Source organism: Actinoplanes cyaneus (assembly GCF_016862095.1).
Taxonomy (GTDB): Bacteria; Actinomycetota; Actinomycetes; order Mycobacteriales; family Micromonosporaceae; genus Actinoplanes; species Actinoplanes cyaneus.
Genome location: NZ_BOMH01000037.1, coordinates 1 through 23,398 on the forward strand (window position 1 = coordinate 1; position 23,398 = coordinate 23,398).

The 23,398-nt window shown below is 71.7% G+C and carries 23 protein-coding genes; 8 read left to right on the forward strand and 15 right to left on the reverse strand.

Annotation, left to right across the window (positions count from 1 at the left end):
• Nucleotides 1-63: 63 nt before the first annotated feature.
• Together Acy02nite_RS24060 and Acy02nite_RS24065 are read left to right on the forward strand one after the other, a co-directional pair.
• A complete protein-coding gene (locus Acy02nite_RS24060; RefSeq protein WP_203744220.1) occupies nucleotides 64-807 on the forward strand; it encodes a HEAT repeat domain-containing protein in 744 nt (247 codons plus the stop codon).
• 195 nt (nucleotides 808-1,002) lie between these two features.
• Nucleotides 1,003-1,434, forward strand: a complete 432-nt coding sequence (locus tag Acy02nite_RS24065; RefSeq protein WP_203744222.1) for a DUF8189 domain-containing protein — start codon at nucleotides 1,003-1,005, stop codon at nucleotides 1,432-1,434.
• 425 nt (nucleotides 1,435-1,859) lie between these two features.
• On the opposite strand, the gene Acy02nite_RS24070 is transcribed toward Acy02nite_RS24065, so the two are convergent.
• Complete coding sequence (locus Acy02nite_RS24070) at nucleotides 1,860-2,531, reverse strand: hypothetical protein (protein WP_203744225.1); 672 nt, start codon at nucleotides 2,529-2,531, stop codon at nucleotides 1,860-1,862.
• A 167-nt stretch (nucleotides 2,532-2,698) separates the two neighbouring features.
• Nucleotides 2,699-3,946 carry a thiolase family protein gene (locus tag Acy02nite_RS24075; RefSeq protein WP_203744228.1) on the reverse strand — a complete coding sequence of 416 codons (1,248 nt, stop codon included), beginning with the start codon at nucleotides 3,944-3,946 and terminating at the stop codon, nucleotides 2,699-2,701.
• Nucleotides 3,947-4,030: 84 nt separating this feature from the next.
• Here Acy02nite_RS24075 and Acy02nite_RS24080 point away from each other — a divergent pair, with 84 nt between their 5' ends.
• Entirely contained in the window at nucleotides 4,031-4,567 is a 537-nt protein-coding gene (locus Acy02nite_RS24080) for a TetR/AcrR family transcriptional regulator (protein WP_203744231.1), read from the forward strand.
• Nucleotides 4,568-4,569: 2 nt separating this feature from the next.
• Here Acy02nite_RS24080 and Acy02nite_RS24085 read toward each other — a convergent pair whose 3' ends face one another.
• Nucleotides 4,570-5,406 (reverse strand): oxygenase MpaB family protein, encoded by an 837-nt coding sequence (locus Acy02nite_RS24085; RefSeq protein WP_425548245.1) that lies wholly within the window; start codon nucleotides 5,404-5,406, stop codon nucleotides 4,570-4,572.
• A gap of 185 nt (nucleotides 5,407-5,591) precedes the next feature.
• On the opposite strand from Acy02nite_RS24085, the gene Acy02nite_RS24090 reads away from it, so the two are divergent.
• Nucleotides 5,592-6,584 carry a TerC/Alx family metal homeostasis membrane protein gene (locus tag Acy02nite_RS24090; protein WP_203744246.1) on the forward strand — a complete coding sequence of 331 codons (993 nt, stop codon included), beginning with the start codon at nucleotides 5,592-5,594 and terminating at the stop codon, nucleotides 6,582-6,584.
• Here the strand turns inward: Acy02nite_RS24090 and Acy02nite_RS24095 are convergent.
• Nucleotides 6,568-6,894 (reverse strand): hypothetical protein, encoded by a 327-nt coding sequence (locus Acy02nite_RS24095; RefSeq protein ID WP_203744249.1) that lies wholly within the window; start codon nucleotides 6,892-6,894, stop codon nucleotides 6,568-6,570. The genes Acy02nite_RS24090 and Acy02nite_RS24095 overlap by 17 nt on opposite strands.
• A 266-nt stretch (nucleotides 6,895-7,160) precedes the next feature.
• Here Acy02nite_RS24095 and Acy02nite_RS24100 point away from each other — a divergent pair, with 266 nt between their 5' ends.
• Nucleotides 7,161-8,039 (forward strand): fructosamine kinase family protein, encoded by an 879-nt coding sequence (locus Acy02nite_RS24100; RefSeq protein ID WP_239175143.1) that lies wholly within the window; start codon nucleotides 7,161-7,163, stop codon nucleotides 8,037-8,039.
• Between the two features lie 401 nt (nucleotides 8,040-8,440).
• Here the strand turns inward: Acy02nite_RS24100 and Acy02nite_RS24105 are convergent, their stop codons facing one another.
• The 3 genes from Acy02nite_RS24105 to Acy02nite_RS24115 form a co-directional block, all read right to left on the reverse strand.
• The gene (locus Acy02nite_RS24105) at nucleotides 8,441-8,905 is read right to left on the reverse strand and encodes a hypothetical protein (protein WP_203744255.1); all 465 of its coding nucleotides are present in this window, start codon (nucleotides 8,903-8,905) and stop codon (nucleotides 8,441-8,443) included.
• The gene (locus Acy02nite_RS24110) at nucleotides 8,902-9,546 is read right to left on the reverse strand and encodes an RNA polymerase sigma factor (RefSeq protein ID WP_203744258.1); all 645 of its coding nucleotides are present in this window, start codon (nucleotides 9,544-9,546) and stop codon (nucleotides 8,902-8,904) included. The genes Acy02nite_RS24105 and Acy02nite_RS24110 overlap by 4 nt, the downstream gene beginning before the upstream one ends.
• A 61-nt stretch (nucleotides 9,547-9,607) precedes the next feature.
• Nucleotides 9,608-9,973, reverse strand: a complete 366-nt coding sequence (locus tag Acy02nite_RS24115; protein ID WP_203744261.1) for a hypothetical protein — start codon at nucleotides 9,971-9,973, stop codon at nucleotides 9,608-9,610.
• A gap of 129 nt (nucleotides 9,974-10,102) precedes the next feature.
• On the opposite strand from Acy02nite_RS24115, the gene Acy02nite_RS24120 reads away from it, so the two are divergent.
• Nucleotides 10,103-10,306, forward strand: coding sequence for a hypothetical protein (locus Acy02nite_RS24120; protein WP_203744669.1), 204 nt, complete (start codon nucleotides 10,103-10,105; stop codon nucleotides 10,304-10,306).
• 34 nt (nucleotides 10,307-10,340) lie between these two features.
• On the opposite strand, the gene Acy02nite_RS24125 is transcribed toward Acy02nite_RS24120, so the two are convergent.
• Nucleotides 10,341-11,540, reverse strand: a complete 1,200-nt coding sequence (locus Acy02nite_RS24125) for an MFS transporter (protein WP_239175144.1) — start codon at nucleotides 11,538-11,540, stop codon at nucleotides 10,341-10,343.
• Nucleotides 11,541-11,664: 124 nt separating this feature from the next.
• Here Acy02nite_RS24125 and Acy02nite_RS24130 point away from each other — a divergent pair, with 124 nt between their 5' ends.
• Entirely contained in the window at nucleotides 11,665-12,417 is a 753-nt protein-coding gene (locus Acy02nite_RS24130) for a class I SAM-dependent methyltransferase (protein ID WP_203744264.1), read from the forward strand.
• Between the two features lie 7 nt (nucleotides 12,418-12,424).
• Here the strand turns inward: Acy02nite_RS24130 and Acy02nite_RS24135 are convergent, their stop codons facing one another.
• From Acy02nite_RS24135 to Acy02nite_RS46655, 7 genes are all read right to left on the reverse strand, one after another.
• Nucleotides 12,425-17,557 carry a tetratricopeptide repeat-containing S1 family peptidase gene (locus Acy02nite_RS24135; RefSeq protein WP_203744267.1) on the reverse strand — a complete coding sequence of 1,711 codons (5,133 nt, stop codon included), beginning with the start codon at nucleotides 17,555-17,557 and terminating at the stop codon, nucleotides 12,425-12,427.
• A gap of 19 nt (nucleotides 17,558-17,576) precedes the next feature.
• Entirely contained in the window at nucleotides 17,577-17,900 is a 324-nt protein-coding gene (locus Acy02nite_RS24140; protein WP_203744271.1) for a trypco2 family protein, read from the reverse strand.
• Between the two features lie 90 nt (nucleotides 17,901-17,990).
• Entirely contained in the window at nucleotides 17,991-18,443 is a 453-nt protein-coding gene (locus tag Acy02nite_RS24145) for a GNAT family N-acetyltransferase (RefSeq protein WP_203744274.1), read from the reverse strand.
• A gap of 181 nt (nucleotides 18,444-18,624) precedes the next feature.
• Nucleotides 18,625-19,068 (reverse strand): GNAT family N-acetyltransferase, encoded by a 444-nt coding sequence (locus Acy02nite_RS24150; protein ID WP_203744277.1) that lies wholly within the window; start codon nucleotides 19,066-19,068, stop codon nucleotides 18,625-18,627.
• Nucleotides 19,069-19,140: 72 nt separating this feature from the next.
• A complete protein-coding gene (locus Acy02nite_RS24155) occupies nucleotides 19,141-20,631 on the reverse strand; it encodes a S1 RNA-binding domain-containing protein (RefSeq protein WP_239175145.1) in 1,491 nt (496 codons plus the stop codon).
• Nucleotides 20,621-20,896, reverse strand: coding sequence for a recombinase family protein (locus tag Acy02nite_RS47510; RefSeq protein ID WP_307872291.1), 276 nt, complete (start codon nucleotides 20,894-20,896; stop codon nucleotides 20,621-20,623). Before Acy02nite_RS47510 ends, Acy02nite_RS24155 begins: the two co-directional genes overlap by 11 nt.
• Nucleotides 20,853-21,038, reverse strand: coding sequence for a hypothetical protein (locus Acy02nite_RS46655; protein WP_239175147.1), 186 nt, complete (start codon nucleotides 21,036-21,038; stop codon nucleotides 20,853-20,855). The genes Acy02nite_RS47510 and Acy02nite_RS46655 overlap by 44 nt, the downstream gene beginning before the upstream one ends.
• Nucleotides 21,039-21,497: 459 nt before the next feature.
• On the opposite strand from Acy02nite_RS46655, the gene Acy02nite_RS24170 reads away from it, so the two are divergent.
• On the forward strand, nucleotides 21,498-22,508 hold the full coding sequence (locus Acy02nite_RS24170) for a tyrosine-type recombinase/integrase (RefSeq protein WP_203744283.1): 1,011 nt from the start codon (nucleotides 21,498-21,500) through the stop codon (nucleotides 22,506-22,508).
• The last annotated feature ends 890 nt before the right edge of the window (nucleotides 22,509-23,398 follow it).

The window sequence follows — 23,398 nt, forward strand, 5'->3', positions numbered from 1 at the left end:
ACACGCGCAGCGTGGAGGGAATCTCCGTCCTTCAGGGCGGAGAGGATGTCAAGCTGCGCCGCGATGGTGAACCTGGTGCATCTCACTCCCGCAGACCGGGCGCGGCGGATCGTTCGCTCCGGCGTTGCCGCACGCAGTTCCGGCGGGGCCGGTGAACGGGGCGTCTACTGCATGCCGGTGCTCACCTCCTACACGCTCACCCACCAGTGGGTACGCGAGCTGCGGCGCTGGCACCCGGGTGTGCTCGCCGCCGTGGACGTCCGCGTTTCCGACGACGAGCCGGTCCTGGTCGGCCGGTACAACCGGGAGCCGGAGCGCTGCCCGGCCGCGCGGGCCGTTGCCCTGGTGCGCGAGGCAGCCGATCCGCGTGGCTTCGAGATCTTCGTGCCCCGTGCGATCTCGGCCGGCGAAGTGCGTCGCATCCGGAGCGTGGCGCAGGGCATCGGCTGGCGGCACAAGCCGGACGCGCACGGGGTCCGGCCGTGTACCTGTCCGGCCTGCATTCAACCCGGCACCCCCAAGGTGGCCCGGCTGCGTCGCCGGCTGCCGGACGAGGACTTCCGGGCCCGCAAGACCAAGCCGGAGCTGATGGCGCAGCTGCGCGGCGCGGCGACGGTGGAGGACGTCCTCGACGCACTGTGGGGGCTCGGCGCGCGCAGCCGGGGCGGCGCCGAAGAGCTCGGGTTCCTCGCCGGCCACCCCGACCCGGACGTACGTGAGGTGCTCTACGACGTGCTGGAGTCCTATCGCGGCAAGCCCGCCCGCGAGTTACGGGCCCGGCTGCTGAGCAACGCTGACTGGCTCTGACCGTTCGCGTCGGTCCGCTCGGGACGCACCTCGGTCCTGCCGGGGTGGTTGACCTGCGCCTCAGGGATTCCACAGCCGAACCGTCGGGGGTTCCCCGCGATGGTTTCGCGGCGAACAGGTGAAGGTCAGCGCGACAGCGACTGACGGGCCTCCACATTGTTCGCACTCGTGAAGATCATCGATGAAGGGAGACGCGTGAAGCGTTTCGTCAATCTGGTAGCGACAACGGTCGCGGCATCCGCGATGGCGCTGGCGGCCGTGGTGCTGACCACCGGTCCGGCCACCGCGGCGCCGGCGGCTGCCGCAGCCGTGGACACCTGCCACCACGCCACGCTCGGCGGCACCTACATCTGTGACTACGGCGTGGCCACGGCCACCCTGGCCGACGGCCGCAAGCAGGTCTTCGTGGTGGGCCCCAACCACGCCGTCTATTCCCGCTGGCAGCTCGGCGGCGGCACCTGGAACGATTCCTGGTACAGCCTGGACGGCAACGTCTGGAGCCCGGTGCAAGTCCACCACAACGACACGAACCACATCCTCATCGAAGTGACGGGTTCGGACGGCGACCGCTACTACCGCCACCGGAACGGCACCACCGGGGTGTGGAATGCGTGGACGCACGTCTGACCAGCCCTGTTCCTGAACAGCCCCCGCCGTCCGGCGGGGGCTGTTTCCCGTGTCCTCCGGGCCAGGCCGTGCGCTGGTCGTCGTCGAGTGCGTCGACCGGGCCGCGTCAGCGCGGGGTCCGGGGGCAGGCGGTGGCAAGGCTGCCGCGCTGGGTTCTGAGCAGCCGGGCGTGCTCCACCTTCTCCCGCGGGTCCGCGACCGGCCGGCCGACGTGACGGCGCGGGCGTGCGCGGCGCGTTCCGCGAAGCAGGAACGCGACCTGGCCCGTGCCGCCGGTGTCGCGCGCAACGCGGTCGGACCCTCGCGGTCACCTCCGTCCGCCTCGCGGCCGAAGCAGGCGCCACCTGGTCCAACTACGTCATTGGCAACCGAGACCAGTAGGTGCGCCACACCGGAGAGGTGGCCACTCGCGCGAAGGTGGAGCGCTACGCCAGCGGCGAGGGATAGCCGATATGAGACAGGTCGGCGAGGAGTGCGGCTGTCGATCGGTCAGCGTTCAGGCACCGCACCAAGCTCGGGGTCAGCGGGGTCAACGCGAAGACCTCACGGACGGCGTCAAGATCTACTGTCTTGCCGTAGTAGTCCTCGGCGAAGCCGTGGTAGGCCAGGCCTGTCGGATCGAGCAGCACAGAAAACAGCCGCTCGGCGCCATCAGGATCGGGACGGTCGGGAAAGTCGATGTCGCCGGCATGCCACCGGTCGTCGTCGGTTCGCCGCCACAGACAGACCGTCGCTTCCAGCGTGCCTTCGTAACTGAACGCAGGTTCGTTCACCGCGGCAGAGAACACGTCCGGCACCGTGTCGACCAGTCCCGGCCACAACTCCTCGTCGTTCACGGCTGGGCTCATCGAAGACTCATGATCGAACCCCCGAAGGAAAGCGCCCGCGGGCGAGAACACGATCGACCAGGCGTCCCCCGAGCCGTTGTCCATCGACGCCAGTTCCTCGTCCTCGGACCAGGCCGACGTGAACGAGTAGTACCGAGACTCCTCCTCCGGACTCAGGATCGCCTCCAGCACCGCCAACGCGCGACAGCGCTCCCGCAGAGTCGCGATGTCCGGCAGGCTTCGAGCAACATCATGAGCGGTCACAGCCATATTCAACCCGACGCGCTCGGCCGACCGACTTGCCCCCAGCGCGTCGGGCCAGCAGCAGTCCGGGCAGGTCTTCCTCCGCCCCGGCGACGAAGCTCGTTGAGGCGGGAACTGGCGACAACTGAACAGGCGATCTCACCAGTCTTCTCACGGCCGGGTCGGTGGAGGGGTCAGAGGCGTTCGATGATGGTGGCGTTGGCGGTGCCGCCGGCCTCGCACATGGTCTGCAGGCCGTAGCGGCCGCCGGTGCGTTCGAGGACGTTGAGCAGGGTGGTGGCCAGGCGGGCGCCGCTCGCGCCGAGCGGGTGTCCGATGGCGATCGCCCCGCCGTCGACGTTGACCTTGGCCGGGTCGGCGCCGGTCTCGGCCAGCCAGGCCAGCACGACCGACGAGAACGCCTCGTTGACCTCGAACGCGCCGATGTCGGACAGTGTCAGCCCGGCACGCCGCAGCACCTTGGCGGTGGCCGGGATGATGCCGGTCAGCATGTGGATCGGGTCGTCGCCGACCGCGACGGCGGTGTGGATGCGGGCGCGCGGGCGCCAGCCGTTGCGGGCCGCGTTCTCGCTGGTGGTGACGAGCAGGGCGGCGGCGCCGTCGTTGACCGGGCTGGAGTTGCCGGCGGTCACCTTCCAGTCGATCGCACCGAAACGCCGCTCCCAGCGGGGGTCGGCGAAGGCGGGTCGCAGCGCGGCCAGGGCGTCGAGGCCGGTGGTGGCTCGCACGGTCTCGTCGGTGTCGAGGAGGGCCTGCGGGTCGCGGTGGGGCGGCGTGCCGGACGGGACTCTTCCGGCGGGCCCGGTCGCGCCCGTGTGCTCGTACCCGGGAATGGTCGTGATCTGGCTCGTGAATCTGCCCTCTCGCCAGGCGGCCGTCGCGTTCTGGTGGCTGAGCAGCGCGAACTCGTCGAGTTGGGTGCGGGACAGGGCCCATTTGCGGGCGATCAGCTCGGCCGCCACGCCTTGCGGGATGAGGCCGCCGTCGTAGCGTCGCGCGATCGACGGGCCGGCGACGTCGCGGCCGAGGGTCTGGCTGCCGATCGGCACGCGTGACATGGATTCCACACCGGACGCGATGACCAGGTCGTATGCTCCCGCGAGCACGCCCTGGGCGGCGAAGCTGAGTGCCTGCTGGCTGCTGCCGCACTGCCGGTCGACGGTCACGCCGGGCACCGACTCGGGGAAGCCGGCGGCGAGCGCGGCGAGGCGGGTGGTGTTCCCGGACTGCTCGCCGACCTGGCCGACGGCGCCGCCGATGATGTCGTCGAGCTGTGCCGGGTCGAAGCCGGGGACGCGCTCGGTGAGGGCGCGCAGGACGTGGGCGTGCAGCTCGACGGGGTGCACGCCGGCGTAGGCGCCGGATGGTTTGCCCTTGGCCAGCGGCGTGCGTACCGCGTCGACGATGACGGCGTCTCGCATGACGGAACCTCCGAACAGGGTGGCGGACCGATCGGTCCGATACTACCCGTGTCGCGGACCGCTCGGTCCGTTAAACTGGTCACCATGGCTCGCACCCCGATCCCCGGTACCCGCGACAACATCCTCAGCGCCGCCAGCGACCTGTTCTACCGGCACGGCGTCCGCGCTGTCGGGATGGCGCAGGTGATCGAGGCCGCCGGCTGCGGGAAGAATCTGCTCTACCGGCACTTCCCCAGCAAGGCGCACCTCGCCGCGGCCTACCTGACCCTGGTCCGCGCCCGCCGCGACACGGCGATCGAGGCCGCGCTGACCACCGCCGACGACCCGGCCGGGCAGCTGATCGCCCTGGTCACCGAGGTCGCCGACCTGGTCCGCAGCCCGGAATACCGGGGGTGCGCCTTCCGCAACCATCTCACCGAGTTCCCCGGCGAGGACGACGAACCGGCCCGGGTCGCCCGGTCCTACCTGCGGGACACCCGCGCGCAGGTCGACCGGCTCGTCGCCGAGCTCGGCAAGCCGGCGCGTGACGCCGACCGGATCTGGCTGCTGATCGGCGGCCTGCACGGTGACCCCGCCCAGGCGCCCGTCGCGATCGAGTGGGTCACCGAGCTGGTCCGCTGAGGTCAGGGCTTCGGCCCCAGCTCGCTGATCTCGTAGCCGTCCGGGTAGCTTTTCGCGGTCAGGCCACCGGCGAAGCGCGGAACCGCCCGCGGGCGCCCGAACCGGCGTAGCCCGACAGCCCTGGCCCGCAGCACCAGGTGCAACCCGGCCCGCACCGGCCACGGCGGCGCCGGCACCCCGGTCGCGGCCCGCAACCGGTCGTCGTAGAGGGCGCTGAGCACGGCGTTGCGGAGCCGGCCCCGCTTGACCAGCAGCGCGCGGCCGGCCCGTTCGATCGCGGCGGCCGGCTCGTTCGGCACCAGGTGGGCGGCGTCGTACCCGTCGAACCAGGACTCCAGCTCCTCCAGGGTGCCGGGGATGCCGGCCACGTTCATCCGCCGCCCCAGCTCGGCGTAGAACCGGAACGTCGCACGGCGCTCGTGACAGCAGGGGCGGCGCCAGGCGTACCGGTCCAGCCACCGCAACGGGACGACGACGCAGCAGGCGAGGACGTACAGATACTCCTGCGCGGGCACCTTCCGGTACGGCCGGTGGATCTGGTTGATCCGGCTGATCGCCGCCCGGCTGCGCGGATGATCGAGGCCGTTGAGGATCAGCTCGTACATCAGCAGGCCGGTGTCGTCGCGGCGCTTCTGGGTCCGTTCGGTCAGCTCACCGGTCCCGGCCAGGACAGCGGCCACCGCCGGCGTCGAGAACGAGCGGGTGAAACCCAGGTTCAGCCCGAGCTTCAGGTCGAACGGGAACTCGACCCGCACCATCTGCCGGTAGATGTCCTCGTAGTCGGCGTCCGGGTCGAGGGACTGGACGCGCCGCAGATTGGCGTACCGCACGCGGTGCACTGTAGAGCAGCGACGACCGCGCTCTCAGCTCGGCGGGCAGCGTCGGAAATCCGACCGGGCCGCGAGACAGGCCGGATGCCGGGTACATCTGCGTCAATGTCCGAAGGCCCTTTATCGCCCGGCGCAACTCTGGGACGCTGCTCGTGGTCCCCCGTCGCCGTGGCACTGCTGGGAGGTTGTCGCCCGTGGAGGTAACCGGCTGGCTGTGGACCGTCACCCTCGTCGGTCTCGGCGCGCTCGTGCTGCTCGACCTCGTGCTGGTCAGCCGCCGCCCGCACGAGCCGTCCCTGCGGGAGTGCACACTGTGGGTGACCGGCTACGTCGTCCTGGCGATGCTCTTCGCGCTGTTCCTGTGGTGGCATTTCGACGGCGCCGCGGCGGGACAGTACGTGGCCGGCTGGCTCACCGAGTACAGCCTGTCGGTCGACAACCTCTTCGTCTTCGTGATCATCATGTCGCGGTTCCGGATCGAGCGCCGCCACCAGCAGAAGGTGCTGCTCGTCGGGATCATCCTGTCGCTGCTGCTGCGCGGCGCGTTCATCGCTCTCGGCACGGCCGCGATCAGCCGGTTCACCTGGGTGTTCTACATCTTCGGCGGGTTCCTGGTCTACACCGCCGTGAAGGTGTTCGGCTACGAGCAGGAGCCGGAGTACTCCGAGAACCTGCTGGTCCGCTGGGCGCGCCGGGTCCTGCCGATGACCGGGCAGTACGACGCCGGCCGCCTGCTCACCCGCGACGCCCGCGGCCGCCGCCGGTTCACGCCGCTGATCGTGGTCTTCATCGCGATCGGCACCACCGACGTGATCTTCGCGCTGGACTCGCTGCCGGCCATCTTCGGCCTCACCGACCACCCGTACCTGATCTTCACGGCGACGGTCTTCGCGATGATGGGCCTGCGCCAGCTGTACTTCCTGCTCGGCGGTCTGCTCGACCGGCTCGTCTACCTGTCGATCGGCCTCGGCGTCGTGCTCGGCTTCATCGGCGTCAAACTGATCCTGCAGGCCCTGGCCGAGAACAACCTGCCGTTCCTCAACGGCGGCCGCCCGATCGGCTGGGCCCCGCACATCGGCATCGGCTTCTCACTGTCGGTCATCGCCGGCACCCTCGCGCTGACCGCGATCGCCTCGGTGGTCCGGGCGTGGCTCGACGACCGAGCCGAGGTCACTCACCGTCGCTGATGCTGCGCCGCTCCCAGCCGGTGTCGAAGAACGCCGCCACATACTTGTCCGGCAGCAACGCGCTGTCGCGCATCAGCGAGAACACCTCCCCGCCGTGCCCCGGCTCCTCCGGCAGGTCACACGCCTGCAGCAGCCCGGTGAACACGCACCCGTCGAGGCAGCGCGCATAGTCCGCGGCATCCTGTCCGGCCAGCTCCAGCGCCGCCGGCGCCGACTCGGCACGCCACAGCGTCAGCCGCTCCTCATAGGTCAGCACGCCGCGCTCCCCGAGATCGAACGCGAAAACCGCCCGCACACCGAACCAGCCCATCGCCAACAGCTACCACCGGTGTCGATGCACGGCAAGAACAGTCACGGTCAGCGTCGCTGCGCTCGCAGAATCAGATTCATCATTTCCGACCTGGTCCGTGGTCCCGGTCCGCTGCTCCCGCGGGGACCCTTGCGGGCCTCGCAGGCCGCTGGCGCGGCCAGAACGCGAGGCCCTCCAGGGCGGCCTCCATGGTGGGCACGCTCACCCCCAAAACCCCGCCCGATGTGCTGGGATGGTCACCCGCCCACCCCCACCGGAGGAGACCCGTGCCGACCGACCTCCTGGCGCAGCGATTGTCACAGGCCGGCATCCGCGACGTCGTCACCGTCGAGCCGGTCAGCGGTGGACTCGCCGCGATCGCCGGGATCGCCCACCGCGACAACGCCCCGCCGGTCTTCGTCAAAGCCTTCGCCGAGACGCCCGCGGGGGACGCCTTCCGAGCCGAAGCCGAAGGACTCACGGCCCTGCGAGAGCTCGGCGGGCAGGCCACCCCCGACGTGATCGTGGCCGGTCAGGACGTGCTCGTCCTGTCCCTGCTGCAGCCCCGGCCGGCCGGCGCAGCGTTCTGGGAACGGTTCGCCCACGCCCTGGCCCACCTGCACACCAGCACCGTCCACCCCCGCTTCGGCTGGCACCGCGACAACTGGCTGGGCCGCCGCCGGCAGTCCAACACGTGGACCGCCGACGGCTTCGCTTTCTTCGCCGAGCAACGCCTGCTGCGCTGGCTCACCGAACCACGCGTCGAGGCAGCGCTCGGCCCCACCGGCCGGGCCGCCCTGCAACGGCTGTGCGACCGGCTCCCCGAGCTGCTGCCGGACCGGCCGGCCTGCCTCACCCACGGCGACCTGTGGACCCAGAACGTCCTGGCCACCACCGACGGGCAGGCGGCGCTGATCGACCCGGCCGTGTCGTACACGTGGGCCGAGGTGGACCTGGCCCACCTCTGGACCACGGCGCCGCCGCCGGAGTCACGCCGCTTCTTCGACGTCTACGCCGAGCTGACCGGCCTCGACCGCGACTGGCGGGCCCGCATGCCGATCATCCAACTGCGACAGCACCTGGCGGTCGTGGCCCAGTTCGACGACGACTGGGGCGCCGTCGACACGATCCGCACCACCCTCGCCCCGTTCCGCCCCCACCCCTGACCAGCCCACCCCCGCAACCGCGCCTGACCGGCGCATCGCTTCGCGGCGGCGGAAGCCGGCGGCCACCCGCGGCCGCCGTCTGGCCGCGGTCAGCGCCTTCTACAAGTGGCTCATCTCCGACGACCACACCGAGCGGGCCAACCCGGCCGCGATCGACGCCAAGCGCAAACCCAAGCCACCCCGGTCACCGAGAGACCGCCTCGCTTCGCGCGGCCCTGACCGCGACGTCGCCGTGCTGGCGGTCCGGGCGGTCATCACGACCGTGGCGTGCAGTGGTCACGCGGGCTTCGCGCTGCTTCCGGTCCTGCCGCGGTCACGGCCCCGGCTGGTGCTCATGGTCGTTATTCGTCCCTCATAACGACCATGAGCACCAGCCCGCAAGCGCGCGCATGCCGGGTCTCTTAGCCCGCGCCGGGTTCGACGGCCGGCCGCGGCGCCGACGCGGTCGGGATCGGCCCGGCTGTCGACACCGAGCGCGGTGACACCGAGCGCGGCGACACGGGGGCTGTGACTGCGGGCGCCGAGGACCGCGACGGGGTGACAGCCGGCGGCATCGAGCCCGGCTGGGCGCCGACCGGCGAGCTGCTCGGCGCAACCGGCGGGGACGGGTCCGCCGTGCGGGTCGGCGAAGGCGGTGCGGCCGGCGGGACCGGAGTCGAATCCGCCGGCCGGAGCAGGGCGAACGCCGTGATCGAGACGGCCGCGGCGGCGAGCCCGGCAGTCATCGGCAGCCACCACCGGGCTGGCGCGGCCGGGCGGACGAGCCGCGACGGGGCCTGCTCGTGGCGCAAGTCGCGGCTGGTAACGGCGGCCGCCCGGGCGTGGAGTGCCCCGCGCAGGCGCTGCTCGAGATCAGTTTCGGTCATTTCTCCCCCAGCTCGGCACGCAGCAGGGTCAGGGCGCGATGCGCGGTCGACTTGACGGTTCCGGTGGTGATCCGCAGCGTGCCGGCGATCTCCCGCTCGGACAGCCCCGACCAGTAGCGCAGGACGATGACCTGCCGCTGCCGGGTGGTAAGCCGGCCCAGCGCCCGGATCACCTCCCGGTCGCCGGTCCCGAGCAGCGCCTCGTCCTCGGCGGCCGGGGCCGGCTCGGGGCGCGGCGGCAGGTAGGCCCGGGCGATCCGGCGGCGGCGCAGCGCCGACCTGGCCGCGTTCATGACGGCCGACACCAGGTAGGCGGCCGGGTCGGCGACCGCGTCCAACCCGGTGCCGTGACCGCGGTAGAGCCGGGTGAAGACGTCCTGGACGATGTCCTCCGCGGTGGGCAGATCGTCGACCATGAGCACGGCCAGCCGGACCAGCGGCAGGCGGCGGTCGCGGTACAGCTCGTCGATCACCGGTGGCCCGGCCGGTGCGGCGACCGGCGGGTGCGAGCGCGCCGGCCCTGTCACGCCCGGTGCGGCGACCGGCCCGTTCGAGGGCGCCGACCCCGCCACGGCCGGGCCGGGGACACCGCCCCGCCTCCAGCGCAGCAGCGACCAGGGCATCGGCAACACAAAGATCACAAAGGGCCTCGCGGTAGGGGTTCGGGGTGAAGGACGCGCGCGCCGGCCGGCGCGCGCAACCTCAGGATGCGGGCGAGACGCGGGGCGCCGGCGCGGCGGTCGGCCGGCGCGGCGAGGCGGTCGGAGCAGGCTCGCCCGTAGGCTTCCCCCGGGAGGCGGACGGCGTCGTCGCGACAGCCGGCGCCGGAGAAACCGTTCCGGCCGTCGGGGCCGGCCGGGCCGGGACCGGAGAGACCGTCCCGGCGGTCGGGACGGGGGAAGCGGGCCCCGGCGGCACCGGGGAGACCGTCCCCGCCGTCGGGACCGGGGAACTGGCCGGCGCGGGAGTCGTGTCGTCGGCGAAGGCCGCCGCGGCGGACAGACCGCCGATCGCGACGACGGCCACGGCGCCGGCGGCGACCGCGAAAGCCCGGGTGGATCTACGCATCTCGAACTCCAGCATGTTGTCTGTCGGTGCACTGTCGCCCGGTAGGACGCCCGAGCCCAGAAAAGGTTGGCGACAGCGCTGTGACCCGCGACACACATGATCGCCGGGATGAGCTGACAAGATCGCCCCGTGATCGAGGACTTCGCCGATCGGCTGCTGCGCGACGTTGCTCGCCTCGACCCGTGCGCGGCCGTCGTCGACATCGGCGAGCAGGACACCGACGAGCTCACCGACTACAGCCCGCAGGGCCACCAGGCGCGCGCGGACCTGGCCGCCGGCGCGCGTTTCACCGGCGGGCGCTGCGGGCCGGCTCGCTCGGACTGGACCAGTTGACGCGGGTGCTCGCGGCTGACCCGCCGTACGCCGGCTAAAGGCTCTTGCCCAGACGGGCCAGCGGCGACAACGCCATCACCACCGGTGACAGCAGCAGGCCGGCGGCCGTGCACAGCAGCGCCGTCCGCAACGGTGCGTGCCCGGCCAGGAAACCGCCGAGCAGCGAACCGAGCGGGGTCAGGCCCATCCCGGCGAACGTGATCGTGGCGGCGACCCGGCCCTGCAACGCCGCCGGCGTGACGGTCTGCCGGACCGCCATGACCAGCACGTTGACCAGCTGCCCGCCGACCCCGAAAACGAAGTTGATCACGACGAGGGGCAGCACCGCACCGCGGGGCACCAGCGCCGTCGCCAGCATCACCCCGTCGCCGAGAACCGCCGCGACGAGCAGGACCCGGCCGTGACCGAACCGGCCCGGCAACCGCCCGGCCAGCAGCGACCCGAGCAGCGCGCCCGGCCCGGTCGCGGCGAGCGCCAGCCCGATCGCCGCGGCGGACAGGTGCAGCTCGCGCGGCAGGAACAGCAGGTAGACGGTCATCGTGGCGGCGAAGAAGAACTGGAACGCGGCCGAGGCCAGGCACACCGCCCGCAGCGACCGGTCCCCCGCCACGAAACGCACCCCGTCGCGGATGCGCCGCGGGCCGCCGGCGACGACCTGCTCCCGGCGCCGGATCCGGGCCAGGAACCCGGACGACCCGGCGAACATCAGCGCCGCCGCCACGATCGCCAGGGGCGCGGCCAGCAGCGACACCAGCGCGCCGCCCAGCGCCGGACCGCCGATCTGCGCCGCGGACCGGCTGCCCTCGACCGCGCCGGTCGCCCGTAGCAGGTCGTCGCGGCGCACCAGCCGGACCATCGACGCCTGGTACGCCACGTCGAAGTAGACCGACAGCGTCCCGACCGTGAACGCCACCGCCAGCAGCATCGGCAGGCCGAGCCCGCCCAGCAGGGCGACGACCGCGGTCGCCCCGAGGGTCACCGCCCGGCCCAGGTCGGTCAGGATCATCACGGTACGGGTCCGGTGCCGGTCCACCCACGCCCCGGCGGCCAGCGCGAACAGCAGCAGCGGCAGCTGACCGGCCGCGCGCAGCACACCCAGGTCGTCAGCGCCGATGCCCAGCGTCAGCACGGCCAGCAGCGGCAGCACGATCAGGCCGGTCTGCTCACCCCACTGCGAGGCGGTCTGGCCCGCCCAGAGGCGACGGAAATCAGGGTCGTTCCACAATGTCGGCACAGTGATCCCTCGGATGGGGCTGCGCCGTGGTTGCGGGGCAGCACGCGATGACAGGAGCTCGGGTCAGCGCGTGCTCGAACGACCGGGCATTTCTCTCCTCGGGCCCACCGGGACAATGACGGCCATGACAGCGAACAGGCCGACGGCAGCATACTTCGACACGTGGTACGCCGACATGGCAGTTTCTCCGGCCCGCGACGCGATCATCGCCCGGACGCTCGGCCTGCCCCCGGAGCTCGAGTTCGCCGGCACCCTGCCCTGGCAGGGGATCGCCGCGATGATCGAGGCGCTGCGGCTGCCTCCCCACGGGCTGCTGCTCGACCTCGCGTGCGGGCGCGGCGGGTACGGCATCGAGATCGCCCGCCGCACCGGCGCGCACCTGATCGGCGTCGACTTCTCCGCGGTCGCCGTGCGGGCGGCCACCGCGATGAGCGCGCGCCTGCTGCCCGGGGGCCGCACCGAGTTCCGGCTCGGCACGCTGACCGCCACCGGACTGCCTGCCGGTGAGGCGGACGCGTTGATGTGTGTGGACGCGGTCCAGTTCGCCGAGCCGCCCCTCGCCGCGCTGACCGAGTTCCGCCGGCTCCTGGCCCCCGGCGGCCGGCTGGCCCTGACCTGCTGGGAGGCGGTCGACGACCGGGCGCCGGCCCGGATCCGCGAGGTGGACCTGCGGCGGGACCTGCCATTGGCCGGTTTCGCCGACGTCCAGGTCCACGACATGCCGGACTGGCGGGCCGCCGAACGCACCATGTGGGAGCAGGCTCTCGCCGCGGACGGCACCGACGCGGCAGTCCGGTCCCTGCAGGAGGAGGGCCGCAGCTCCCTGGCGGCGTTCGACGCGCTGCGCCGCGTGTTCGCGACCGCCACGGCCCCCTGACCGCCGGTCAGGCCGGCGCCCAGCGGGCGTACTCCCGCTCGACGGCGCCGGCCTCGGCGGTCCGCCCCAGATTGTGCAGCAGCACCAGCTGACCGGCGAGCGCGTTGAGGTAGGCCGGCAGGAAGGCGTCCCGGTCCAGGGCCACCAGCGCTTCCAGGATCCGGATTGCCTCGGCGCCGAACGGCAGCGCGTCGAGGTCCCGGCCGCCGTCGCCGAGTACCGCCGCGTGATAGGTGAGCAGGTCGGCGTAGTGCAGGGTCGACTCGGTGATCTCCGCACGGCCGGCGAACCCCCAGGCCCGGAAGAACTCGATCCCTTCGACGGCCGCGGTGTCGGCGGCAGCGCCGTCGCCTTCGGTGTCCTGGCCGACGACCACCTCCCACAGGGCGGCGACGAACACCTCGGCGAGCGCGGCCGCACTGCCCTCGTCCACGATCAGCGCGCGGCACCGGCCGGCGGCCTCGGCCGCCAGGGGCAGCCCAGCCCGGTTGTCGCCCAGCTCCCGGTGGCAGCGGGCCGCGGAGATCAGCACCCCGGCCAGCGGCATGATCTGATCGGGAAGCTCGCGCAGGATCGTGGCGGCGGTCAGGAACGCGTCCCGCGCGGCGTCGACCTGGCCGAGCGCGGCCCGGCAGTTGCCGCGCCCGAGGTGGATCAGTCCACGCTCGACCGGCGGCACCCCGGGCACCCCGTCACTGGCGGCCAGGGCCTCGTCGAACAGGGCCACCGCCTCCTCGGCCCGGCCCAGCACGCTCACGCAGTGCGCGTGCACCCGCAGAGCGGTGACCAGGCTCGCGGCGACCTGCGTCGCGCGGGCGGCCGTGAGAGCCTTCCGGCTCATCCGGTACGCCTCGTCAGCCTCCCCGAGCACGGACAGCGCCATCGCTTGCACGATCAGGTTGCCCGCGACCCGGGGGTGGGCAGCCGGGGCGTCCTGCCACAGGTCGGCGGCCTGCCGGGACCGGGGCAGCGCCTCCGCGGGCCGGCCCAGTTCCTGCAGGCAGACCGCGGACATGAACATGGCGTCGGCCAGCCCCGGCAGCTCGGCGACGGTCAGCTCCGAGGCCTCGAAACCCTCGATGACGTGATCGAAAGCGGTCAGGGCCACGTCGTACCGGCCTCGGGTGAACTCGCCCTGAGCCTCGACGAGCACGGCGGTCAGCATCGTGGCGACCACCGGGTTCGACGGCGGCAACCCCTCCAGGCCCGCCCGTGCCAGCACGGCCTGGGCGACGGCGTCGGCCGGACGGTCGACGGCGAGGTACGCATTCGCCAGCACGGTCTGCGCGTCGGCCCGCATCGCCGTCAGACTCGGCCAGCGAGCGAACAAGCCGCCGGCACCGTCCTCGCCGTCGAAGGTCAGCGCCGCGGCCAGACCGGTTGTCGCACTTTCCGCGAGGTCGACCACGTCGGCGCGCTGGTCGACGGCGAGCGATGCTCGGGCCAGGGCCAGCTCGGCCAGGGCGCGGGCCATCGGCTCGTCGACAGCACCGGAGACCGAAGCAGCACTGGAGGCGAGCACGTCCACAGCCTCCCGGGCGCTGAGCAGAGCCTGCTCGGGGGTGCCCAGCTGCAACGTGGACAGGTGCGCCAGCCCGCTGACGAGCGCCAGCACCACCTCGGGATCGGTGTCGTCGTCCACCCGCAGCCCGAACCTCGCCAGCGCGACCAGCTGATGCGCGAACCGCAGAGCGACCTCGGCCCGGCCGGAGGCAGCGAGCATGCCGGACATCCAGCCGAGCCCCTCGTCGATGTCGTCGGCAACCGCCAGCATGGCCTGTTGCGGCACCGGGAGCGCGTCCGGGTCCAGAGACGCCAGGTCGGTGGCGCTCATCGACGTCAGCCAGTCGTAGGGTTGCCGGCCCTCCAACAGTTCCACCAGGACGTGCAGCATCCCGAACTCGTCGAGGTTGTCGTCGCTGACCCGCGCCCCGATCAGGTCGCGAGCTTCGGTGAGAATCCGCGCCGCGGCCCCGACCTCACCGCTGCCGAGCTGTAGCAGTCCCTGGATCGTGCTGACCTCGGCAAGCGCCGCGGCGCTCTCGGGCGTCGTGGGCAGGACACGCAGCAGAGCCGCGGCCTCGTCGACCTCGGCCAGGGCCCACTGCCGCTGGGCCGGTGTCAGGCGCAGCGGGTCTTCCCCTCTGCTGGCCAGCGCGGCGACCCGGACCAGCACGGCTTCCGCGAAATCCGCCTCGTACCGCGCAAAGCTCTCGGGGCCGAGCCGCTGGAACTCGGTGATCGCCTCCGTCGCATAGGTCAGCGCTGCCCCGGCCGCCGCTTCGTCGTCGTCATCGGCGAGTTCCCCGGCGATCGTGCTGAGGAAAGTGGCGAACGCGGCCCGCGACGGGTCGTCGGTGACCGACCGGCGGCGCAGCCCGGCACTCTCGGCGAGCGTGGCGAGCAGGACCTGGCCGGACAGGTGCGGTTCGAGAGCGCGCAGCGCGTCGGACACCGCGATCAGGTCCGCGGCGCCGGCGCTGTCGTACCGGTCGGCGAGGCCGCTGCTCAGGCGTGCCGCCAGGGTGATCAACGCGGTGCTGTGCCCGGCCGTCCACCGGGTGTGCTCCGGTTCGCTGCCGGCGAGCGGCCGCGGGGCCGGGTCCGTGCCGAGCGCGCCGCCGGGGCCGGGGTCGTCCCGCAGGTTCGACGCCAGCCGGGTCAGCGGCCCGGCGAGGGGCCGCAGCAGGTGACCGGCGAAGTCCTGGCCGGCCCGCAGCGTGATCGCCTCGACGCACACGTCGAGGGCGGCTGCCTGGTCGCCGAGGCCGGCCAGGCAGTGGCCGAGGTTGATCAGGATGTCGCAGCGTTCGATCAGCGCGGCGGTGTCCGTGCCGCCGTCCTGGCGGGCCAGGTCCGCCGCCCTGGTCAGGGCGTCGCGCGCGGCCCGCCGGTCGCCGCCGGCCGGCCCGGTGCCGACGTTGTACCAGGCGCGCGCCAGGCGGCGGGTCTGCTCAGGGCCGAGCGTCCGGGCGACCGCCAGGGCTTCGGCGGCGTCAGCGGCGGCGCCGGACGCGGCGGCCAGGTCGGTCAGCGCGTCGGCCCGCACCGGCCCGGTCGGCGCGTGCGGCGGCTGGGCGTCGCACCAGGCGATCGCGAGCCGCGCGAGCCGGGTCGTCATCAGCCGGTAACTCTCCTCGCGGCGCGGTACCCGGCGGATGACGGCAGCCCCGGCGGCCAGCGCGGCGCCGGCGTCGGCGCCGACCCGGTCCAGGGCGGCCCCGATCAGGCCGGGCAGACGGCCGGCGGGCTCGGCCGCGGCCCGGGTCACGAGGGGGCCGAGGCAGGAGACAAGAAGATTGCCGAGGGCGGTACGGACCTCGTCCCGGTTGCCGGCCGCCAGGTTCAGCGCGTCGAGCATGGTGGCGGTGTGCTCGGTGGTGCACGCCGCAAGCCCGTGGATCGCGACCACCAGGTCCGGCAGCTCGGGGGTGCTGGCGAGCAGTTCCTCGGCGAGCAGGTCCGGTTCCAGGGCTGCGATCCGCGACCCGGTCCCGAACAGCTCGGCCAGCCAGTTCCCGAGGTTGCCCCGGCGCACCCCGTCGGCGTCGCTCAGCTGCCTGATCGCCGGCAGCAGCTCCGGTACGACGTCGATCTCGGGTCTGGTCAGCGTGGCCAGGGCGAGGACCTGGCGTGCCTGGGTGAAGCCGATGTCGTGGATCCGGTGCGCGGCCAGGCGTTCCTGCCAGTGCTCCATCTCCCGGTCCAGGAAGGAGGCCATCAGGTCCCCGGCGGTCGGGTAGCGGTCGCCGTGCACCGCCAGCAGCACCGCGACGTGCACCTTCAGCGGGTTGCCGTACGCGTCGTCGCGCAGGTCCAGCCGCGACAGGTCGGCCGTGCCCCCACTGAACGCCCGCCGGGCCGCGTCCCGGTGCCGCAGCCGTTCCTCGTGACTGAGCCCGCCGGAGCGCAGCCGCACGGTGATGCTGGGCCGGGAGATGAACGGGATCCGCTTCACGCCGGCCCACCAGGTGAGGTCGGCGCGGGCGGCCTCGTCGCCGGGCACCCGGTCGAGCAGCAGGAATCGCAGCTTCGGGCCGTACCGGCGCGCGCCCAGCCCGGTGATCCAGGTGATGACCCGGCGGCTCAGCCGGTCCGGATAGTCCAGCACCAGCAGGGTCGGCCAGACCACGTCGACGACGTGGCTGCGGAGAACCTCGTCCAGAATGTTCTCGTCGGCGAAGCCGGCTGACCAGCCCCGCTCGGTGAGGTCGCGGCACAGTTGGATGCCGAGCCGGGTCTTGCCCGCACCGCCGGCCCCGGCGACCAGGCCGAGGCTGACGTGTTCATCGGCGGCGCACCAGGCGAGAAGGTCACGGCGCTGGTCGTCACGGCCGAGGAAGCCGACCGCCTCGTTCCCGGCCTGCAGCAGCTCGTAGTCCTCCAGGCCGATCAGGGACGGCGGCGCGGCAACGGTCTTCAGGATGCTGCCGTCGCCGCGGGCGTCGAGTGGCACGGACCGTTGCGCCGTGACGTCCTCCAGCCGGCTCTCGTCCGTGCCGGCGTGGCGCAGGAACTCCGGATCGGTGAACAGTCGCTCCACCGGCGTGGCCTGCAGCACCGCCCCGCCGTAGCGCATCCGGTGGGCGACGACGACACCGACGATGCGCTTGCGGGCATCCATGACGGCCGCACCGGACAGGCCGCTCCACGGCGAACCGCCGTCACCGGGCAGCAGCGGCACCCCCGACTCGACGGTGATCTCGTACCGCTTCGTGTCAGGACTCATCGTCTCGACCGCGCCCCGCACGGTCGCCAGTTCCCGGACCTCCTGCTCACCGCGGCGGGCGGCCTGCACGGCGGGAAAACCCCGCGCCCGCACCGGCACCGCAGCGTCGAATTCCAGGATGCGGCCCCAGCGGACGGCGCCGGAGTCGGGGGTGCCGGCCCAGGGTGCGTCGTCGACGGCGAGCAGCGCGGCGTCCCCGGCGCCGCGCCTGGCCCAGACGACCGTCGCCCCGCGGAAGTCCGGCTCGCCGGCAACCCGGACCTGGACCCGCTGCGGCCGGTCGCCGGCCGGGGACAGCAGGTGGCGGGCGGTCAGCACGAGCTGGTCGCCGATCGCGTACCCCGAACCGTAGGCCGCCCCGAAAACCTCGACCACGCGGTGCCGGCCGGTGCGCTGATCCTGACGCTCCATCACCGGTCTCCCCCGAGGGTCAGTCGTCCGGTGTGGCCGGCGGTGGCAACCCCGGCACGGAGCGGTCACCGATCAGCGGCTTGTCACCGTTGTGTCGCGGCGACAGCTTGAGGGTGAGCTTGTGCACCGACCCGCGGCTGTAGTCGGCGGACGTGCCGGCCGTCAGCACACTCCACAGGCCGACCTTGGCCTCGGCCGCGCCGCGCGCCGTCATGGTCACCTGCAGCTCCAGGTCGACGGTGTCCAGCTCGAACCGCAACGGCTCACCGGCGCCGTCGAGGATCGCCTGCTGCAGCTCGGCACGCAGCTCGGCGATCGCCCGGGCCAACGGAATCTCGGTCACGACGCAACCACCCTCCGGGGTCTACTGGCGACGTGCTGACCGTAGCGCCGCGCGGTGCCGCCCCGGCATCCCCTGAAAGCCTGGAACAGCTCACCGACCATCCGGGGGTTCCCACAACAGCGCCTGCCGGTGGTGAACGAACCCGGCCCGCAGGTAGAACTCGACCGCGCGGCGGCTGGAGTGCACGGTCACGTGCAGCAGGCCACGCTCGGTGGCCTCGGCCAGGACCGTGGCGATCAGGGCACTGCCGATGCCGCGGTCGCGGTGCTCCTGGCTGACCTCGACGGACTGGACGTCGCCGTACCAGCGGTCCAGCCGGCCGTTGCCGGGCACCCGTTCCGCCACGTGCAGCCAGGCGGCGCCGACGACCACACCGTCCAGTTCGGCGACGAACGGGAGGTGGGTTGCCGTGTGGGCGGCGACCCAATCGGCGTACGCGGGAAGGTCCTTCGCCTCGATGCCGCGCAGCCCGGCGAGCGCCGCCACATCGGCTGCCCCGCCCCGGCGCACGATCGGCGCACCCGCCGAGCCGGGCGCCGTCATTCGCCACGTCGCAGGGACCTGGCTCCCACATTTCGCCGCGAAACCCCGGCAGCGTCAACAGCCATGCCGCCACTGTGCCAGGACCTCGGCCCGTCCGGCGACCCTGACTGATGGCGAACGCCTCCGTACAGGTTCGACCAGCCGCTCATGGGTTTCCGATCATCGCATTCACGCCGGTTTGCTACTGACCGGTGAGTGCTGAGTCCGCAGTTCTCCTCAGGAGGCGCGATTGCCCGACTTGCTGGGTGAAACCCCACCGCTCGTAGAAGGCGACCACGTCCGGCTGGCACACCAGCTCGACACTTCGGACGCCCGCCACCCACTGATGCGCCAGCACGGCTTCCATCACCATCGCGCCGATACCTTCACCGCGAAGCTCAGGCGCCACGATCACGTCGAGCACGACAGCGAGATACGTTCTGTCGGTCAGGACTCGGGCGAACCCGGCGAGTTGCCCGGTCCGGCGGTCGAGGACCGTCACCACGACATCGGAGCCGGCAAGTATTCCGTGGGCTTCGGCCTGCGTGCGTTCAGCCGTCCACCACGCCGAAGCGAACAGCTTCATCAGGTGCGGCAGAGGAACCGCTTCGACGTCGTACGAGATGTCATACAAGGGATAGGTCACCCGCGTCAGCGTCCCAGACCCACCGGGCTATCCACGCGTTCATTCCCCTGCCTGGGGGCGCGGGTAATGTCCTCACCGGCCGGCCTGCCTCTGTGACAGGGAAATGCGGCGCCGTACGAGATCGACATCCATGATCTTCACGGTGAGAGCGTCGCCGACCTCGATGACGTCCTGTGGTGATTGATCCAGTTCGTCGGTGTGGACGAGCCCCTCAAAGCCGTCCTCTCGGTCTTCGATGCGGACGAAGACACCGAACGGCACGATCGTGGTGACCGGTCCTGTGACCACCTGGCCGGTCCTTTGCGCTACCTGCGGCCACGGATCGTCCTGCACTGCTCGAAGCGACAGCGGCACTCGCTCGCGGACCATGTCGACGTCGAGGACCTCAGCTGTCACCTGCTGGCCGACGCTGACGACGTCGGACGGGTGGTTGATCGGACGCCAGGACAACTCCGGAATGTTGATCATCGCGGTGAAGCCGCCGATGTCCACGAAGGTGACGCCGAAACTGGCGATGGACGTTACCGTGCCGGTGACGATTTGGCCCCGCCGCAGGGTCTTCAGGAACGCCCAGTTCCGGTCGTCGGGTGTCGGCTCGGTCTGCCAGCGCGCACGCAGTACCCCGTCGCTGTCGGGCAGTACTGCGGTGAACAGTGGGAGATCTTCACCGGCGTACATGGATATGACGCCGGCGGCACTCGCGCCGGCAAGCTGGGAGAGCACGTCCTCGAACTGAGTCTCGTCCACGACTGTGCTGGTGATCTGCCCGTCCTCCTTCTCCCAGATGATCTCCACCAGCCCTTCGTCGGGCAGCGCGGCCACGGCCGTGTCGACGTCGGTGAGCAGGTCCGGCCAGACGGCCAACTGTGCGCGTGGGGTCAGCTGGGAGCGCACGGTCTCGATGTTGTCGCGGCTCAGGCGGTGCCATCGGGAGGCGTTGAGGGCGAAGGTCTCCTGCAGGAACGTGGCGCGGCGGGCGCTGACGGTCCCGCCGAGCCGGGCCCAGAAGTCGGCGTCGGCAGGGCGCTGCACGTATGCGGGATCGTCGGGGACGAAGTCGTACGGCGATGCGTCCAGGCGTTGCGTGAACAGGCCGAGTGCTCGGGTGCAGGTCAGCGCGGCTTCGCATGGCCGGCCGCTGCTGACGTAGAGGTACTGGTCCCAGCCGACGTGCACCGCGAACTCTCCCTCCGCTTCCAGGCGGCACCAGGCGCCGTTGTCACGGAGCATCGCTCGGACGAGTTCCAAGCCGACACCGATCGGCACCAGTGCCCCGTCGTGGAACCCGGCGGGACCGGCAGGGAAGAGGCCGGCCAGGCCGTAGCCGTCGACTGGCGGTTCCAGGCCGAAGTGGGCGAAGCCTCCGAGCTGCGGCTCACGGATCGCCAGCTGGTCGACGCCGCTGTCTTCGGCGAAGGCGGCGACGGCCTGCAGGTAGGCGGTCTCGACCGGCCCGTGATCACTGGTCGTGTCCTCAGAGCCGGCGTAGTGGCCGTGCTGGTCGCGGTCGGCGGGGTCGTACTTGGTGACCTGATAGACGTAGGGCAGCACGTCACTGCCCACCGGAAGTCGACGGCGTGGCCGCGTTCTTGCCCTTGGCCCGCGCCACCGTCATGCCTTCACGGGTGCGCATGCGTAGAAGATCGACTTCGAACTCGGCGAGAGTGGCCAGAATGGTGAAGAACATCTTGCTCATTGTCGGAGTTCGAGCTTGTCTGCACCAGCGACCGAGCTCCCCTGCAGCACGAGAGCACGTCGACGCCGGCCGGACGACGGGACTGGGCTCATGCACTGTCGCCGAGCAGTCGTCGGGCGGTCTCTGAAGCATCCGGGTCGGCGCCTCCGATGTCCGGCGCGGTCGTGTCCGAGACGAATGCCTCGATCGCGTCGAGGTGCTCGAGTGGCAGGCCCCGGTTGGGTAGAGGCGCGATCAGCAGTGCTCGGCCGGTCGCGACGAGTTCGTCGTGCACCGGTCCGGTGGCGGGTTCGGCGTCGTCGTCGGTCCAGATCAGGCGGTGGCCCTGATCCAGAGCCGTGCGGGGGTGCGGCGCTCCAGCCGGGTCGGGTGGCGTTGAGGACGCCGTCGACGTCGAGCAGCCAGACCGGCCGGCTCACTGCGCCTCGCCTCCCGGCGCGATGGCCGCCGCCGTGGTGGTGAGCCGGGTCGCGGGATCGGTGCGGATGTTGCGGTAGACGGTCATGGGGGTGACGCCGCGGGAGCAGGCATTCGTTGAGGGTCCCCTATCGAACAAGATCATCGCTACCTCGCTGTACCGATCTTCCTCAACCCCGGTTCTGCGGGCCAGTCACCACGGCCTTCCATGCCCGCATTACCGTATTACTGATAATGCTAATCAGATAATGCCCGCCTGAGAGGCCCCGCCGAGGGCGTAAAATAATGACCGTTATCCGTCAGGTAGGATTTCGGTGTGACGGACCAACCACAAACCACGGTCGGCAGTGAACTCGTCGCGGCCGACCTAACCTCGGTGCCTGCGATCGCCATCCCCGCGCCGAACCGGCTCGCGGAACTGACCACGATGTGGCTGAGCCGGCAGCGGTCCGTGCACACCCGCACCGCGTACCGGCGGGACCTGTGGCAGTGGGGTGACTGGTGCGCGGCCACCGGCCGTAACCCGCTGACCGCCCGGGCCGCCGACTTGGACGCGTGGATCGTCGAGCAGCGTGCGACCGGTGCCCGCGGCAAACCCGCCGCCGAGTCCACGATCGCCCGCCGGCTGTCCGCGGTCGCGTCCTGGTACGACTACCTCGTCGTCAACACCGCCGCCGACCCGGAACCGCTGATCAGGTACAACCCGGCGCAGGCCGCCGCCCGGCCGCGCATCGACCCCGACGACAGCAGCACTGTCGGACTGGACCGCCCGGAAGCCGACCGGCTGCTCGGCGAAGCGCGCGCCGACGGCCTGACCAGCCACGCCTTGATCCTGCTGCTGTTGGTCGCCGGCCTGCGGGTCGGTTCGGCGATCGGCGCCCGGATCGAGGACCTCGGCTACGACCGCGGCCATCGGGTGCTGAACCTGACCGTCAAGGGCGGCCGTCGGCGCCGGGTCCCGCTGCCACCGGTGCTGTCCCACGCCATCGATCTGATGCTGGCCGAGCGCGGCACCCCGGCCGAGGGATCGCTGTTCCTGACGCCGTCCGGCCTACCGATCTACGAGCTGTACGTGCACCGCCTGATTCGCCGGCTCGCCCGGCGCGCCGGGCTCGCGTCGGCCACCGCGTTGAGCCCGCACTCGCTGCGGCACACCGCGATCACCGAGATCCTCGACGCCACCGGCGGTGACCTGCGCCGGGCCCAGGACTTCGCCGGCCACGCCGACCCGCGCACCACCCGCCGCTACGACCGCCGCCGCGACCAACTCGACAACCACGGCGCCTATCTGCTCGCCGGCCGCTTCGGCGACGCCGAGCCAGGTTGATCGTGAGCGGAGGCAGTTCTGTCAGAACGATTCTCCTGAGATTTCGCCGCAGTGTTACGCGTCGAACTCAACCGGGGAGGCCTCTCGGTGGCCGTGCCCCAAGCCTCTGTACTTCGCGCGTCGCCAAGCCCGTCCAGCCGTTCGACGGCTTCGAGTTCAAGACCTTCGAACGGGTCCATCGAAGTCCCTCACGGGCTCGGTTCGGCTCGTGAACACGGATCCGAACCGCGCCCATGTTATTCCGATCGAAGCAGCGCTGCGATCGAACAATCGAGTACACGACCCGGCGAGGCGCACCAGTGGACGGCGGGATCACGCTGGACGGGGGCCTGCGGGTCCGCTGGGGCTTCTGACCTACGGATATAGCAATCGTGGAAATCCAATGGTTTTGGCTGACCTGTGGAAACTTGGGGTGTCGAAGACTGTCGTATCGTTGTGCACGCTGCCAATGGCTGGGGTTCGTGCCGGACGAGGTGCGTGCGGCACCACCGGTGGCGGTGACGCGGCTGGCCGGCCGGCTGCGTCGATCCCGATGTGCTGGCCCGTTACGGGGAGCGTCCGCAGACCCGTACGGATCACCTGCGGCTGGTGTGTGACTACCGGGGATGGAAGACCGCGCCGACCAGCGGCCGGATGCCTTCAACTGCTCGGCGAGTGCAGCGAGTTCCACGCCGCGCCCCAGCCGTTTGTGTTCGTGGACGACGAGGGTGACCGCGGCGCCGGAGGCCCGGACCTCGAAGTAGTCGGCTGACCGGGGATAGATGATGTGCGATCTGCCCGCCACAGAGGAGGGCGCTCGCTTCGTCGTGTTCGCGCAGCAGGCGCAAGATCGTCGCGGGAAAGGGGTGTTGCCCCTTTTCTTTCCGTGGTGATGACGAGCCGAGGCATCA

Coding starts and splice junctions, on each gene's coding strand:
- Acy02nite_RS24080 (WP_203744231.1), top strand. CDS start 4,031: ATGGCTCGCACCCCGATCCCCGGTACCCGCGACAACATCCTCAGCGCC.
- Acy02nite_RS24095 (WP_203744249.1), bottom strand. CDS start 6,894: ATGGGCTGGTTCGGTGTGCGGGCGGTTTTCGCGTTCGATCTCGGGGAG.
- Acy02nite_RS24070 (WP_203744225.1), bottom strand. CDS start 2,531: ATGGCTGTGACCGCTCATGATGTTGCTCGAAGCCTGCCGGACATCGCG.
- Acy02nite_RS24135 (WP_203744267.1), bottom strand. CDS start 17,557: ATGGAGCGTCAGGATCAGCGCACCGGCCGGCACCGCGTGGTCGAGGTT.
- Acy02nite_RS24145 (WP_203744274.1), bottom strand. CDS start 18,443: ATGACGGCGCCCGGCTCGGCGGGTGCGCCGATCGTGCGCCGGGGCGGG.
- Acy02nite_RS24105 (WP_203744255.1), bottom strand. CDS start 8,905: ATGACCGAAACTGATCTCGAGCAGCGCCTGCGCGGGGCACTCCACGCC.
- Acy02nite_RS47510 (WP_307872291.1), bottom strand. CDS start 20,896: ATGCTTCAGAGACCGCCCGACGACTGCTCGGCGACAGTGCATGAGCCC.
- Acy02nite_RS24075 (WP_203744228.1), bottom strand. CDS start 3,946: ATGCGAGACGCCGTCATCGTCGACGCGGTACGCACGCCGCTGGCCAAG.
- Acy02nite_RS24060 (WP_203744220.1), top strand. CDS start 64: ATGGTGAACCTGGTGCATCTCACTCCCGCAGACCGGGCGCGGCGGATC.
- Acy02nite_RS24130 (WP_203744264.1), top strand. CDS start 11,665: ATGACAGCGAACAGGCCGACGGCAGCATACTTCGACACGTGGTACGCC.
- Acy02nite_RS24115 (WP_203744261.1), bottom strand. CDS start 9,973: ATGCGTAGATCCACCCGGGCTTTCGCGGTCGCCGCCGGCGCCGTGGCC.